A 14,889-nucleotide genomic window follows, 5' to 3' on the forward strand; every position below is an offset into this window, starting at 1 on the left:
GCGTACCGGTGCCCCTGAACGGCAAGGACGTCATGGCTCTGCTCGGCATACCGCAGAACCGGATGGTCGGAGCGGCCCTGCGCCACCTGCAAGAACTCCACCTCGGCCGCGGCCCGCTGTCCCGGGAGGAAGCCGGGGCCGCACTCCGCGCGTGGGCCGCGGAGCACGACCTGACCACCGGCCCGAACGGCTGGACGCGGGCGGACGGGGCCGTGCCCCGCCCGCCCGTCCCACCGCCGTCTACCGGCGGCCGCCGCCCTCCTTGCCCAGCAGTCCGGCCCGCCGCAGCGCATCGGCCATCGCGTCATTGGCCGGTCCGGCGTCGCGGCCGCCGCGGCGGTCCCCGCCGTTCCCCGGCCGGCCCTTGCCGGAGCCGCCCTGCCGCTGCCGCGGCGCACCGCCCCGGCCGTCCTCGCGCGGTCCGCGGCGCTCGCCGCCCCCGCGCCGCTCGCCGCCGCCCGCCGGTGCGCCCTTGCCATGCTCGTCGTCCAGGCGCAGCGTCAGCGAGATCCGCTTCCGCGGAATGTCGACATCGAGCACCTTGACCCGCACGATGTCGCCCGGCTTCACCACATCCCGCGGATCCTTGACGAAGTTCCGCGACATCGCCGAGACGTGTACCAGCCCGTCCTGGTGGACGCCCACGTCCACGAACGCCCCAAAGGCGGCGACATTGGTCACCACGCCCTCCAGGAACATCCCCGGCTGCAGATCGCCGATCTTCTCCACGCCCTCCTTGAAGGTCGCGGTCTTGAAGACCGGACGCGGGTCGCGCCCCGGCTTCTCCAGCTCCTGGAGGATGTCGGACACCGTCGGCAGACCGAAGGAGTCATCGACGAAGTCCGCGGCCTTCAGCGTGCGCAGCACCGCCGTGTTGCCGATCAGCGAGCCGACCTCGCCGCCCGCCGACGCCACCATCCGGCGCACCACCGGATACGCCTCCGGGTGCACGCTGGACCCGTCCAGCGGATCGTCGCCGCCCCGGATGCGCAGGAAGCCCGCGCACTGCTCGTACGCCTTCGGGCCGAGCCGTGCCACGTCCTTGAGGGCCTTACGGGAGCGGAACGGGCCGTTCTGGTCCCGGTGCGCGACGATGTTCTCGGCGAGGCCCGAACCGATGCCCGACACCCGCGAAAGCAGCGGCGCGGAGGCGGTGTTGACGTCCACCCCGACGCCGTTCACACAGTCCTCGACCACCGCGTCCAGGGAGCGCGACAGCTTCACCTCGGAGAGGTCGTGCTGGTACTGGCCGACGCCGATCGACTTCGGGTCGATCTTGACGAGCTCGGCCAGCGGGTCCTGGAGGCGGCGGGCGATGGACACCGCGCCGCGCAGCGACACGTCCAGTTCAGGGAGCTCCTGGGAGGCAAATGCGGAGGCGGAATACACCGACGCGCCCGCCTCGGACACCATCACCTTCGTCAGCTTCAGCTCCGGCTGTGCGGCGATCAGATCGGCCGCCAGCTTGTCGGTCTCGCGGGAGGCGGTGCCGTTGCCGATCGCGATCAGCTCGACGTCGTGCTCACGCGCCAGCTTCGCCAGCGTGGCCAGCGAGGCGTCCCACTTCTGCTGCGGAACATGGGGGTAGATGGTCTCGGTGGCGGCCACCTTGCCGGTCGCATCCACGACGGCGACCTTCACGCCCGTACGGAAACCGGGGTCCAGACCCATCGTGGCGCGCGTCCCGGCGGGTGCCGCCAGCAGCAGATCGCGCAGGTTGGACGCGAAGACCCGGACCGCCTCGTCCTCGGCCGCCTGCCGCAGCCGCAGCCGCAGATCGATCCCCAGGTGCACCTGGACGCGGGTGCGCCAGGCCCAGCGGACCGTGTCCTGCAGCCACTTGTCGGCCGGGCGGCCGCGGTCGGCGATGCCGAACTTCCGGGCGATGGACTGCTCGTAGGACGTCGGACCTTCCACCTGCTCGGTGTCCGGCTCCAGCGCGAGGTCGAGGATCTCCTCCTTCTCGCCGCGGAACATCGCCAGCACCCGGTGCGAGGGCAGCTCGGTGAACGGCTCGGCGAAGTCGAAGTAGTCGGCGAACTTCGCGCCGGCCTCCTCCTTGCCCTCCCGCACCTTCGCCGCCAGCTGTCCGCGCGACCACATCCGCTCGCGCAGCTCGCCGATCAGATCCGCGTCCTCGCCGAACCGCTCGGTCAGGATGGCCCGCGCGCCCTCCAGGGCGGCGGCCGGATCGGCGACCCCCTTGTCCGCGTCCACGAACGCCGCGGCGGCCGCGGCCGGCTCCACCGAAGGATCCCCCAGCAGCCCGTCGGCCAGCGGCTCCAGCCCCGCCTCCCGCGCGATCCCTGCCTTGGTGCGCCGTTTGGGCTTGTACGGGAGGTAGATGTCCTCCAGGCGCGCCTTGGACTCGGCTCCCCGGATCTGCGCCTCCAGGGCGGCGTCCAGTTTGCCCTGGGACCGTACGGATTCCAGGATCGCGGTCCGGCGCTCCTCCAGCTCCCGCAGATAGCGCAGCCGCTCCTCGAGCGTGCGCAGCTGCGCATCGTCGAGCATCTCGGTGGCTTCCTTGCGGTAGCGCGCGATGAACGGGACGGTCGAGCCCCCGTCGAGCAGTTCGACCGCGGCCTTGACCTGCCGCTCCTTGACGCCGAGCTCCTCGGCGATCCTCGCTTCGAGGGACCCGAGAGACCCAGTGGACACAGTGGATGCCGTCACGTTGATCCTGCCCCGCCTTCCAGCGCTTGCCTGAGCCTGCATTGTGCCGGGTGGCGGGCCGGACTGTCGCACCGCCCGGCCGCGCGCGCCGGGGTGTGAGAAGGCGCACGCACACCCCGGCGGTCGGTTCCGGTGAGTCCTACTTGCCGAACATCTCCGCGGGGAAGGCCCCGGCGTTCACGGCCGCGGCCGCGAACTTGGTCGCCAGCTCGGTCAGCCGGGCCACGCCCTCGGCACCCAGGTGCTCGTACGGGGCCCGGTCCAGCCGGTCCGTCCGGCGCTCCAGGTCCTTGCGCAGCTCGGCACCGGCCTCGGTCAACTCGCCCTCGGCGTCCAGGAGGCCGCGGGTCCGCAGCCGCTCCTGCGCCGCCCGCCAGTCCTCCTCGGACCAGCCGCGGGTGGCCATCACGCCCTGGTAGGACATCCCACGTCCGCTCGCCGTGTGGGTGACCAGCGCCTCCAGGCCGTCCAGCTCGGCGTCCAGCAGCGCCATCAGGTGGCCGTCGCCGCGGTGTTCGCGCAGCAGCGTGGCGGCGTGCCAGTAGGCCAGGTGCGGGGCGTCCGGCACGGGGAGGTCGGCGTGCGCGGCGTACAGCGGCCGGGCCTGGCGGGCGCAGCCCTCGGCGGCGCGCAGCGCCAGCCCGGCCGCCTCCGCCATCTCCGGGGACTCGACGGCCTCCGCCCCGAGCAGCCGGCGCAGGGTGGCGTCGGCCGCGCGCAGCCGGGCCTCCAGTACGGCCTCCGGCGTGGTGACCGACCAGACGTGCGGCACGTGCTGCGCGATGAGGTCGTGGTTGAAGTTGTAGAAGGTGGCCGCGATGGTGCCGGCGCCCACGGCGCCCATAGCGGCGCCCCGCGCGGCGAAATAGGCGGCCCGGCGGTTCTCGACGCCGGCCTTGGCCAGCTCGACGGCGAACTCCGGCGCGAAGTAATGCGTGGAGTGGTACGGGTTGATGACGTGATGACACTGGCGCCCGGCGTTCTTGGGCAGTGCGCTCGTAGAGGTCATGACGACAGGTTACCGACCGCTTGGTATGAGTCCGCCCGCAGGCCGCCCCCTCGCGCCTGCGCCCCGCGGCGGGGCACCACAGCTCCGTGGTCGTGGCAGGAAAGGTGGGTTATTCGTCATTGCCGCCATCGCCACCGCTCTCCAGGATGGAGGCATGGAACAGCGCGATGTGCTGGTCGTCCTCTTCGACGGCCTGCAGAGCCTCGATGTGACCGGTCCGGTTGAGGTCCTGAGCGGCGCCAATGCCGCCACCCCGGGCGCCTACCGGATCCGTACGGCAAGCCTGGACGGCGGCCCGGTCCGTACCTCCAGCGGGCTGACGCTCACCCCGGACCTCGCACTCGCCGACGCCGAGCCGCCGCACACCCTTCTGGTGCCCGGCGGCAACGGCACCCGTACCCCCGACCCCCGGCTGATCGACTGGCTGCGGACGCGGGCGCCCGGTGCCCGGCGGAAGGTTTCGGTGTGCAGCGGGGCGCTGTTGTTCGCCGAGGCCGGTCTCCTGGACGGGCGCCGCGTGACCACCCACTGGGCGCTGTGCGACACCCTGGCGCAACGATTCCCCGCCGTCCGCGTCGAACCGGAGCCGATCTATGTGCAGGACGGCGACGTGGTCACCTCCGCGGGCGTCACGGCCGGGATCGATCTGGCGCTGGCCCTCGTCGAACAGGACCTGGGCCGTGACCTCGCACTGGCCATCGCCCGCCATCTGGTCGTCTTCCTGCGCCGGCCCGGCAACCAGACCCAGTTCAGCGCCCAGCTCGCCGCCCAGACCGCGGAGCGGCGCCCGCTGCGCGACGTCCAGCAGTGGATCACCGAGAACCCGGCGGCGGATCTCTCCGTCGACGCCCTCGCCGCCCGCGCCGGACTCTCGCCCCGGCACTTCGCCCGCGCGTTCCGGGACGAGGTCGGCATGACGCCGGGCCGTTACGTCGACCGGGTCCGCCTGGAGGCCGCCCGGCGCCGCCTGGAAGACACCGCCGACGGCATAGAGGAGGTCTCCCGCCACTGTGGCTACGGCACCCCCGAGGCGATGCGCCGCGCCTTCGTACGGGTGCTGGGCGCCGGCCCTGCCGAATACCGCCGCCGTTTTCAGCCCGTGCCTGCGTTGGCGGACTGAACGGCCCTCCTCCTGGGCGGTGTTCGAACCGACCCTTAGGGGGAGTGCGAACAGATCCCCTAGGGGATGCAAGTGCCCCCTGCGGGCCCACAACGCGGTGGTCGCCGGGGGTATTCCCGGTCCCCGCGGCTCGCAGGGTGATCGCCCGATCCGTATCCGATGCCCGAGGTCCGACGCCCGACGTCCGGTCCGAGGTCCGACGTCCGAGGTCCGGTCCGACATCCGACGTCCGGCCTGACGCCCAACGCCCAACGCCCAACGTCCGCGCCCGTCACCGAATCCGACATGCGCGCCCGCCACCGAACCTGGTGCCCGCGCCCGACACCAAACCCGACGCCTACGTCCGCCACCACACCCGACGTCCCGCCGCCACCGAATCCCACCCCGAGCCGGTACGGACATCCACCGAACACCGGCGACGGATATCACCGGGCACCCACACCGTGCCCCTACCAACAGGAGCCACGCAATGCAGATCGCCATCCTCCTCTACGACCGCTTCACCACCCTGGACGCCGTCGGCCCGTACGAGACCCTCAGCCGGCTGCCGGGTGCGGAGACGGTCTTCGTCGCCGAGCGCACCGGCACCTACCGCAACGACACCGGCTCACTCGGCCTGGTCGCCGACGCCGCGCTGGCGGACGTCACCGCGCCCGACATTCTCGTCGTGCCCGGCGGGCCGGGGCAGCTCGCGCACATGGAGGACGGCGCGCTGCACGCGTGGATCCGTGCCGTGGACGCCCGCACCACCTGGACCACCTCGGTGTGTACCGGCTCCCTGATCCTGGCCGCCGCGGGCCTCCTCAAGGGACGTCGGGCGACCTCCCACTGGCTGGCGCTGGACCAGCTGCCGGCGCTGGGGGCCGAGCCCACGGGGGAGCGGGTGGTCTTCGACGGCAAGTACGTCACGGCGGCCGGCGTCTCGTCCGGGATCGACATGGGCCTGGCCCTGGCGGGCCGGATCGCCGGGGACACCGTCGCCCAGGCGATCCAGCTCGGCATCGAGTACGACCCGCAGCCGCCGTACGACGCGGGTTCCCCGGACAAGGCCCCGGCCGAGATCACCGCGATGATGCGGGAGAACAGCCGCCACATGCTGACCGGCGAGAAGTAGCCCCTGCCGGCCCGCGGGCCGGCAGAAGCCCCGTCAGCCCGCGGTCCATGTGAAGCGCGGCGCCCGGCGCTCCAGGAAGGCGGCGGCACCCTCCACGGTGTCGCCGCTCTCGCGCGCCTGCGCGGCCCAGTAGGCGCCCCGCTCCTCGGCCTCGGCAGGTGGGACGTCCCACGTCCCACCTGCCAGTTCCTTCGCCGCGGTCTGCGTCAGCAGCGACCGCGCGGCCAGTACGGCGGTGAAGTCCGCGACCCGCTTGTCCAGCTCGCCCTCGGGGAGCACCTCGTCCACCAGCCCGGTGCGCAGCGCCCGCGCGCAGTCGATCAACTCCCCGGAGAACAAAAGGTACTTGGCGGCAGACGGCCCTATCAGCCGCACCAGCCGCCGGGTGGCGGACGCCGGATAGACGACCCCCAGCTTCGCCGGCGTCACCCCGAACAGCGCGCCCTCCTCCGCGAACCGCAGATCGCAGGCGGCCGCCAACTGGCAGCCGCCGCCCACGCAGTACCCGCGGATCGCTGCCAGCGTCGGCCCGGGGAACGCCGCCAGTGCCTCCTCCGCCGCCACCGCCAGCCCCTGCGACTCACCCGACGCCTCCCGCAGCGACCCGATGTCCGCCCCGGCACAGAAGGTCCCGCCCTCGCCCGTCAGCACCAGCTGCCGCACGGCACGGTCGCCCGCCAGCCGCTCCAGCAGCGGCGGCAGATCCCGCCACATCTGCACGGTCATCGCATTCCGCTTGCCGGTGTTGCTGATGGTGACGGTCGCCGTGCCGTCGCTGACATGCGTTTTCAGAGCCGGTTCCATGCCGGGATAGTAGAGCGGCCCATCAGCACGGCGGCGGGCACAAAGGCCGATCGCCACCGCCGCCGGATATTGGAGCGACCCGCAACAGGGCCGCCGGATACGATCGGCGGCCTGATGTCAGCAACTCTTGTCGCCAAAGACCTCGCCGCCGGCCATGGCGAGCGCGTCCTGTTCTCCGGCCTCGATCTGGTCGTCGCCCCCGGCGAGGTGATCGGCCTCGTCGGCGCCAACGGCGCGGGCAAGTCCACGCTGCTGCGCCTGCTGGCCGGCCTGGACACCCCGGAGGAGGGCAAGCTCGCGCTCAGCCCGCCCACCGCCACCGTCGGCCATCTCCCGCAGGAGCCCGACCGCCGCCCCGGGGAATCCGTACGGGAGTTCCTCGCCCGCCGCACCGGCGTCGCCGACGCCCAGCGTGCCCTGGACGACACCACCCAGGCGCTGGCCGAGGAGCGCCCCGGAGCGGACGACGCCTACGCCGTCGCCCTCGAGCGCTGGCTCGCGCTGGGCGCCGCCGACCTCGACGAACGCGCCGAGGAGACCGCCGCCCAGCTCGGCCTCACGGTCAGCCTCGACCAGCCGATGACCTCCCTCTCCGGCGGCCAGGCCGCCCGCGCCTCGCTCGCCTCGCTGCTGCTCTCCCGCTACGACGTCTTCCTGCTGGACGAGCCGACCAACGACCTCGATCTGGACGGCCTGCGGCGGCTGGAGTCCTTCGTCACCGGGCTGCGCGCCGGCACGGTTCTGGTCAGCCACGACCGCGAGTTCCTGACCCGTACGGTCAGCCGTGTCGTCGAGCTCGACCTCGCCCAGCAGCAGGTCAACACGTACGGCGGCGGCTATGCCTCCTACCTCGAGGAGCGCGAGCGGGCCCGGCGGCACGCGCGCGAGGAGTACGAGGAGTACGCCGAGACCAGGGCCGCCCTGGAGACCCGCGCGCACACCCAGCGCAACTGGATGGAGAAGGGCGTCCGGAACGCCCGCCGCAAGGCCCCCGACAACGACAAGATCGCCCGCAAGGGCCGGGTGGAAGCCACCGAGAAGCAGGCCGCCAAGGCCAAGCAGACCCAGCGGCTGATCGAGCGGCTCGACGTCGTCGAGGAGCCGCGCAAGGAGTGGGAGCTGCGGATGGAGATCGCCGCGGCGCCCCGTGCCGGTGCGGTGGTGGCCACCCTCCGCGGCGCCGAGGTGCGTCGCGGCGACTTCCGCCTCGGCCCGGTGGACCTGGGGATCGACTGGGCGGACCGGGTCGCCATCACAGGCCCCAACGGCTCCGGGAAGTCCACCCTGCTCGCCGCCCTCCTCGGCCGGCTCGCCCTGGACGAGGGCCAGGCCTCGCTGGGCCCCGGCGTGGTCGTCGGCGAGATCGACCAGGCGCGGGGATCGTTCCTGGGCGACGAGCCCCTGATGGACGCCTTCCGTGCGTGCGTACCGGACATGTCACCCGCGGACGTCCGCACCCTGCTGGCCAAATTCGGCCTGAAGGCGGCGCATGTGCTGCGCCCGGCACGCACCCTCTCGCCAGGAGAGCGGACCCGCGCGGCCCTCGCCCTCCTCCAGGGCCGCGGCGTCAATCTCCTCGTCCTGGACGAGCCCACCAACCACCTCGACCTCCCGGCCATCGAGCAGCTGGAGTCGGCGCTCGCCTCGTACCCGGGCACGCTGCTGCTGGTCACCCATGACCGGCGGATGCTGGACGCGGTCCACACCACGCGCCGTATCGAGGTCGAGGACGGCCGGATCACCGACCGCACGGTGTGAGCGGACGGGCATCCACGGGGCCGCCGCCCGGGCGGTCGATCAATCGATTTGGTCCTGCGCCTCGCGACCCGTACTGTGGGGTGCACCGACGCGGGGTGGAGCAGCTCGGTAGCTCGCTGGGCTCATAACCCAGAGGTCGCAGGTTCAAATCCTGTCCCCGCTACTCACACAGCAGGTCCGGTGCTCAGGCACCGGGCCTGCTGTCGTATGACGGACGGTCTTCGGGGTGTGGCGTGGACCGTTCGGTGTCCCTCCTGCGGCAGTCCGCAAATGCAGAACAAAGGGGACAGGAGTGGTCGCCGGACCGATCGGATCGCACCGAAACGGCCACAAGGCGTCGATAGGCGCTGACTTGTGTTCAGCTGGCCGGTCCGGACCAGCGCATTCTCAACACTCTTCCTGTGAGGATGCCTTCCGGACCCCCCGCAGAACCCCCCGAGGAGCTGACCTCCCCGCTGGCGTACGAAGGTGCCTGGCGGTTCACCGCCCCGGCGCTGGAGTCGTCGGTGCCGCAGGCGCGCCACGCGGTACGGGATCTGCTCGGCGAACAGCGTGTGCCGGTCGCCGCCGACATCATGGACGGTCTGCTGCTGATCGTCTCCGAACTCGTCACCAACGCCGTCCAGCACGCCGCCCTGCTCTCGCCCGAGATCGTCGTGGAACTCGCCATCGGGGCGAACTGGCTGCGGGTGGCGGTCGAGGACAACCACCCCTACCGCCCCAAGGCACTCGAGGCGGACGAGGGTGATGTCGGCGGCCGCGGGCTGTGGCTGGTCAAGGTGCTGACCGCGGAGGCGGGCGGCAAATGCGATGTTGAGCACACCGCGAACGGCGGCAAGGCCATCTGGGCCGAGCTGCCGCTCCTCCCGCTCCCTACCAGCCCGCCGACCGTCCCGTGAGCTCGCGCACCGCCGGGCGCGCCGCGTCCAGCACGGTCATGAACCACGCGGAGAACGGCGCCCGCTCGTGCCGCTCGGCCAGCTCCTGCGGCGTCACGAAAGCGATCTCGCCGATCTCGTCCGGGTCGGGCGCGGGCTCGGCCCGTACCAGCCCGACGAACAGGTGGTTGTACTCCTGCTCCACCAGGCCCGAGGCGGGGTCGGGGTGGTTGTAGCGCACCGTGCCGGCCTCGGCCAGCAGCGCGGGCGCGATGCCCAGCTCCTCGGCGGTGCGCCGGGCCGCGGCCGCGAACGGCGTCTCGCCCGGGTACGGATGTCCGCAGCAGGTGTTGGACCACACACCGGGGGAGTGGTACTTCGTCAGCGCCCGGCGCTGCAGCAGCAGCCGGCCCTTCTCGTCGAAGAGGAAGACCGAGAACGCACGGTGCAGCTGTCCGGGAGGCTGATGGGCGGCGAGCTTCTCCGCGGTGCCGATCGTCGTGCCGTCCTCGTCGACCAGCTCCAGCATGATCGGTTCGGCGGCGCCGGCCGGTGTGCTCACCGTCGCGTCCCCGGCGGTCTGTCCGTTGGCAGGTGTGATCGGCATGCCCATCCTTGTCGTCGGTCGTTCGACGCCAAGTCTGCCCCACCTGCGCGCACATCAGGCGCACAGCGGGCCAGGTGGTGCACGATGGCGCGGGGATTGTCATGTTCGCATCCGTGTCCGAATGCAAAACGATCACAAGCGCAACGATCACAAAGCCGGCGAGGGAGCACGCGCAGGACCGTCACCGGTGACGCAGTGCGATCACGGACCACCGGGCGGCGGGCCCGTGAGAGCGGCCACACCGGCCGCATGGCCCTCGCCACACCGACCCGGCACAACCCGCACTACCCGTGACCAGCCCGCGCATAACCGGCACCGGATCGAGCACCTGGTCGGAACCGCAGTTGTTCATGGACCGTCCGATCCACCATGATGATCGCGGCAGGCGCAGCCGTCGGTCACTCGATCGTGCGGTGAATGCGCGGTGAACGGCCGCATCCGGCGATCCGATAGCCTCTGCCGACGTGCCACCCAGCCCCTCCGGGCGCCAGGTGTGCCACGCCCGCTGCCCGGGTAGTTCGTTTCGAATACGGATCGAATGCGGACCGTCCCGTGCTGCCTTGTCAGCATCCAAGGAGTGAGTTCGTCTGTCGACCGCCATCCTCACCGGTCCGCCGGTTGCCGGGTCGTCGCTCGAAGCCGACCTGAGCACGCTGGGCTTTGACGTCCGCACGGCGAACGATGCCACGGCCGCCGTCGAACTGATCGCCGCCGCGCCCGCCCAGGAGCGGATCGCCGTCGTCGACCCCCGGTTCATCGGCCACCTCCACGCCCTGCGGCTGGCGCTGACCGACCCGCGCTTCCCGGCCGCCGCCGTACCGGGCGCGCTCACCGTGCAGCCCGAGGCGCGCACCGCGCTGGTCGGCGCGACCGCCAAGATCCCGGTCGGCGCCGGCACCGCCCACCTCACCGATGTGCTCACCGACACCCTCACCGAGTCCCTGGACCGCGAGGACATCGGCCTGCACCGCGTCGAGCTGGGCAGCCTGGTCGCCGCCGTCGCGCTCACCCCGGCCCAGCGCGAGGACGCGCAGGAAGCCGTCGCCGCGGTCGACGACGAGGCCGTACGGCTGCGCACCGCCGTGAAGTCCCGCGACGGGTTCTTCACCACCTTCTGCATCAGCCCGTACTCCCGCTACCTCGCCCGCTGGTGCGCGCGCCGCGGGCTCACCCCCAACCAGGTCACCACCGCGTCCCTGCTCACCGCGCTGATCGCGGCGGGCTGCGCGGCCACCGGGAGCCGCGGCGGCTTCATCGCCGCAGGGCTCCTGCTCCTCTTCTCCTTCGTCCTGGACTGCACCGACGGGCAGCTCGCCCGCTACTCCCTGCAGTACTCGACGATGGGTGCCTGGCTGGACGCCACCTTCGACCGGGCCAAGGAGTACGCGTACTACGCGGGCCTGGCCCTGGGGGCGGCGCGCGGCGGGGACGACGTATGGGCGCTGGCGCTCGGCGCGATGGTGCTGCAGACCTGCCGCCATGTCGTCGACTTCGCCTTCAACGAGGCCAACCACGACGCCACCGCCAACACCAGCCCCACCGCCGCGCTCTCCGACAAGCTCGACAGCGTCGGCTGGACGGTCTGGGTGCGCCGGATGATCGTGCTGCCCATCGGCGAACGCTGGGCCATGATCGCCGTGCTGACGGCCCTCACCACGCCGCGCATCGTCTTCTACGCCCTGCTCATCGGCTGCGCCCTGGCCGCCTGCTACACCACGGCCGGCCGGGTGCTGCGCTCGGTCACCCGGCACGCCCGCCGCACCGACCGGGCCGCGCAGGCGCTGGCGGACCTGGCCGACTCCGGCCCGGTCGCCGAGCTGGTGTCCAAGGGCCCGGCCTCGCGCGGATACATGGCGGCCCCCCTGATGGCGGTGGCCGGTGTGGCATTCCTCATGGCCCAGCTGCTGTGGAAGGACGGCGGAAGCTGGTGGCCGGTGCTCGGCGCGGCCATCTACGCGGCCTTCGCCGGCGCCGCGGTCGCCCGCCCGCTCAAGGGCCCCCTCGACTGGCTGGTGCCGCCCCTGTTCCGGGCCGCCGAATACGGCACGGTCCTGCTGCTGGCCGCCCGTGCGGACGCGCCCGGAGCGCTGCCCGCGGCATTCGGGCTGGTCGCGGCCGTCGCCTACCATCACTACGACACCGTCTACCGCATCCGCGGTGGCACCGGGGCCCCGCCGCGGTGGCTGGTCCGGGCAACCGGCGGGCACGAAGGACGCGTCCTCGTAGTGACAGTCCTGGCCGCCGCGCTGTCCCCCTCAGGTTTCACAATCGCGCTCACGGCGCTTGCCGTGGTCCTGGCGCTGCTGGTGCTCACCGAGAGCATCCGCTTCTGGGTCTCCTCCGGAGCACCCGCCGTACACGATGAAGGAGAACCCGCATGATCGGCCTCGTGCTGGCCGCCGGCGCCGGACGGCGTCTGCGCCCCTACACGGACACCCTGCCCAAGGCCCTGGTGCCCGTCGATGGTGACACCACCATCCTCGACCTGACGCTCGGCAACTTCGCCGAGATCGGGCTGACCGAGGTCGCGATCATCGTCGGCTACAAGAAGGAAGCCGTCTACGAGCGCAAGGCGGCTCTGGAGGCGAAGTACGGCCTCAAGCTGACCCTCATCGACAACGACAAGGCCGAGGAGTGGAACAACGCCTACTCCCTGTGGTGCGGTCGTGACTCGATCAAGCACACCGTGATCCTCGCCAACGGCGACACCGTGCACCCGGTCTCCGTCGAGAAGACCCTGCTCGCCGCCCGCGGCAACGGCCAGAAGATCATCCTCGCCCTCGACACGGTCAAGCAGCTGGCCGACGAGGAGATGAAGGTCATCGTGGACTCCGAGAAGGGCGTCCAGCGCATCACCAAGCTGATGGACCCGTCCGAGGCCACCGGTGAGTACATCGGTGTCACCCTCATCGAGGGCGAGGCCGCCGAGGAGCTGGCCGACGCCCTGAAGACCACCTTCGAGCGGGACCCCGACCTCTACTACGAGGACGGCTACCAGGAGCTCGTCAACCGCGGCTTCAAGGTGGACGTGGCCCCGATCGGCGACGTCAAGTGGGTCGAGATCGACAACCACGACGACCTGGCGAAGGGCCGTGACATCGCATGCCAGTACTGACCCGCCTCATTCCGTCCCCGGTCGTCGTCGACATCAACGCCGGCGCCCTGGACGACCTGGCGGGCCTGCTGGCCGATCAGCGCATCTCCGCGTCCGGCAAGCTCGCCATCGCGATCAGCGGCGGCTCGGGGGCACGGCTGCGTGAGCGGCTGGCCCCCGCGCTGCCGGGCGCCGAGTGGTACGAGGTCGGCGGCGGCACCCTGGACGAGGCGATCAAGCTCGCCGACGCCATGAAGAAGGGGCACTACGACGCGGTCGTGGGCCTCGGCGGCGGCAAGATCATCGACTGCGCCAAGTTCGCCGCCGCGCGGATCGGCCTGCCGCTGGTCGCCGTCGCGACGAACCTGTCGCACGACGGCCTGTGCTCGCCGGTCGCCACCCTCGACAACGACGCGGGCCGCGGCTCCTACGGGGTGCCGAACCCGATCGCCGTGGTGATCGACCTCGACATCATCCGCGAGGCCCCGGTCCGGTTCGTCCGCTCCGGCATCGGCGATGCGATCTCCAACATCTCCGCGGTCGCGGACTGGGAGCTCTCGCACCGCGAGACCGGCGAGGCGATCGACGGACTGGCCGCCGCCATGGCGCGCCAGGCCGGCGAGGCCGTGCTGCGGCACCCCGGCGGTGTCGGCGAGGACGCGTTCCTCCAGGTGCTGGCCGAGGGCCTGGTCCTGACCGGCATCTCGATGTCGGTGGCCGGCGACAGCCGTCCGGCGTCCGGCGCCTGCCACGAGATCAACCACGCGCTCGACATCCTCTACCCCAAGCGCGCCGCGAGCCATGGCGAGCAGTGCGGCCTGGCCGCCGCGTTCGCCACGCATCTGCGCGGGGACAAGGAGACCAGGGACCTGATGGTCGAGGTGCTGCGCCGGCACGGTCTGCCGGTCACGCCCGGCGAGATCGGTTTCACCGACGAGGAATTCGTCGCGGCCGTCGAGTACGCACCCAAGACCCGCCCCGGGCGCTACACCATCCTGGAGCACCTGGACCTGTCCACCGACCAGATCAGGGACGCTTACGCCGACTATGCACAAGCCATCGGTAGCTGAGCTCCGCCCGGTCGTTCACCCCCCGGGTGTGAAGGACCGGCGGAGCGGCGAGCACTGGGCCGGCCGGCTCTACATGCGCGAGATCTCCCTGCGCATCGACCGGCACCTGGTGAACACCAAGGTCACGCCCAACCAGCTGACCTATCTGATGACCGTCTGCGGCGTGCTCGCGGCCCCGGCCCTCCTGGTGCCGGGGATCGCGGGCGCCGTGCTCGGCGTGCTGATGGTCCAGCTGTATCTGCTGCTCGACTGCGTCGACGGCGAGATCGCCCGGTGGCGCAAGCAGTACTCGCTCGCCGGTGTCTGGATGGACCGCGTCGGCGCGTACCTCACCGACGCCGCCGTGCTCGTCGGCTTCGGCCTGCGCGCCGCCGACCTGTGGGGCTCGGGCCGGATCGACTGGCTGTGGGCCTTCCTGGGCACGCTGGCCGCCCTCGGCGCCATCCTGATCAAGGCCGAGACGGACCTGGTCGGCGTGGCCCGCGCGCAGAGCGGCAAGGAGCAGGTCAAGGAGACCGCGTCCGAGATGCGCTCCTCGGGCATGGCGCTGGCCCGCAAGGCCGCCGCGGCGCTGAAGTTCCACCGGCTGATCCTCGGGGTCGAGGCCTCCCTGCTCATCCTGGCCCTGGCGGTCGTGGACCAGATCCGGGGCGACCTGTTCTTCTCCCGTCTGGGCGTCGCCGTGCTCGCCGGCATCGCGCTCCTCCAGACGCTGCTCCATCTCGTGTCCATCCTCGCCTCCAGCAGGCTCAAGTGACG

12 protein-coding genes and 1 tRNA gene are annotated in these 14,889 nt (G+C 71.8%); 9 read left to right on the plus strand and 4 right to left on the minus strand.

Features of this window, described 5'->3' with window-relative positions; translation table 11 throughout:
- Nucleotides 1–240: 240 nt before the first annotated feature.
- Nucleotides 241–2,676, minus strand: coding sequence for a Tex family protein (locus ADL29_RS26300; protein WP_053926070.1), 2,436 nt, complete (start codon nt 2,674–2,676; stop codon nt 241–243).
- Between the two features lie 139 nt (nt 2,677–2,815).
- Complete coding sequence (locus tag ADL29_RS26305) at nt 2,816–3,685, minus strand: SCO6745 family protein (RefSeq protein ID WP_053926071.1); 870 nt, start codon at nt 3,683–3,685, stop codon at nt 2,816–2,818.
- Nucleotides 3,686–3,839: 154 nt separating this feature from the next.
- On the opposite strand from ADL29_RS26305, the gene ADL29_RS26310 reads away from it, so the two are divergent.
- Nucleotides 3,840–4,805 carry a GlxA family transcriptional regulator gene (locus ADL29_RS26310; RefSeq protein ID WP_053926072.1) on the plus strand — a complete coding sequence of 322 codons (966 nt, stop codon included), beginning with the start codon at nt 3,840–3,842 and terminating at the stop codon, nt 4,803–4,805.
- A 469-nt stretch (nt 4,806–5,274) separates the two neighbouring features.
- Nucleotides 5,275–5,919 (plus strand): DJ-1/PfpI family protein, encoded by a 645-nt coding sequence (locus ADL29_RS26315; protein ID WP_053926073.1) that lies wholly within the window; start codon nt 5,275–5,277, stop codon nt 5,917–5,919.
- 33 nt (nt 5,920–5,952) lie between these two features.
- Here the strand turns inward: ADL29_RS26315 and ADL29_RS26320 are convergent, their stop codons facing one another.
- Entirely contained in the window at nt 5,953–6,723 is a 771-nt protein-coding gene (locus tag ADL29_RS26320; protein WP_053926074.1) for an enoyl-CoA hydratase/isomerase family protein, read from the minus strand.
- Between the two features lie 114 nt (nt 6,724–6,837).
- Here ADL29_RS26320 and ADL29_RS26325 point away from each other — a divergent pair, with 114 nt between their 5' ends.
- The 3 genes from ADL29_RS26325 to ADL29_RS26335 all read left to right on the plus strand — a co-directional run bounded on the left by ADL29_RS26325 (nt 6,838) and on the right by ADL29_RS26335 (nt 9,380).
- A complete protein-coding gene (locus tag ADL29_RS26325) occupies nt 6,838–8,481 on the plus strand; it encodes an ABC-F family ATP-binding cassette domain-containing protein (RefSeq protein ID WP_053926075.1) in 1,644 nt (547 codons plus the stop codon).
- Between the two features lie 89 nt (nt 8,482–8,570).
- A tRNA-Met gene (locus ADL29_RS26330) sits at nt 8,571–8,644 on the plus strand.
- Between the two features lie 244 nt (nt 8,645–8,888).
- Nucleotides 8,889–9,380: an ATP-binding protein gene (locus tag ADL29_RS26335; protein WP_053926076.1), complete on the plus strand. Its 492-nt coding sequence runs from the start codon at nt 8,889–8,891 to the stop codon at nt 9,378–9,380.
- On the opposite strand, the gene idi is transcribed toward ADL29_RS26335, so the two are convergent.
- Complete coding sequence (gene idi / locus ADL29_RS26340; protein ID WP_053926077.1) at nt 9,355–9,966, minus strand: isopentenyl-diphosphate Delta-isomerase; 612 nt, start codon at nt 9,964–9,966, stop codon at nt 9,355–9,357. The two genes, ADL29_RS26335 and idi, sit on opposite strands and share 26 nt — an antisense overlap.
- Before the next feature lie 587 nt (nt 9,967–10,553).
- Here idi and ADL29_RS26345 point away from each other — a divergent pair.
- The 4 genes from ADL29_RS26345 to ADL29_RS26360 are packed head-to-tail and all read left to right on the plus strand — an operon-like array spanning nt 10,554 to nt 14,887.
- Nucleotides 10,554–12,347 carry a DUF5941 domain-containing protein gene (locus tag ADL29_RS26345; protein WP_053926078.1) on the plus strand — a complete coding sequence of 598 codons (1,794 nt, stop codon included), beginning with the start codon at nt 10,554–10,556 and terminating at the stop codon, nt 12,345–12,347.
- Nucleotides 12,344–13,081, plus strand: coding sequence for a phosphocholine cytidylyltransferase family protein (locus ADL29_RS26350; protein WP_053926079.1), 738 nt, complete (start codon nt 12,344–12,346; stop codon nt 13,079–13,081). Before ADL29_RS26345 ends, ADL29_RS26350 begins: the two co-directional genes overlap by 4 nt.
- The gene (locus ADL29_RS26355; RefSeq protein WP_053926080.1) at nt 13,069–14,130 is read left to right on the plus strand and encodes an iron-containing alcohol dehydrogenase family protein; all 1,062 of its coding nucleotides are present in this window, start codon (nt 13,069–13,071) and stop codon (nt 14,128–14,130) included. The genes ADL29_RS26350 and ADL29_RS26355 overlap by 13 nt, the downstream gene beginning before the upstream one ends.
- Nucleotides 14,108–14,887, plus strand: coding sequence for a CDP-alcohol phosphatidyltransferase family protein (locus ADL29_RS26360; RefSeq protein ID WP_078971309.1), 780 nt, complete (start codon nt 14,108–14,110; stop codon nt 14,885–14,887). The genes ADL29_RS26355 and ADL29_RS26360 overlap by 23 nt, the downstream gene beginning before the upstream one ends.
- Nucleotides 14,888–14,889 lie beyond the last annotated feature (2 nt).

The sequence above is a fragment of the Streptomyces chattanoogensis genome, from assembly GCF_001294335.1.
Classification (GTDB): Bacteria; Actinomycetota; Actinomycetes; order Streptomycetales; family Streptomycetaceae; genus Streptomyces; species Streptomyces chattanoogensis.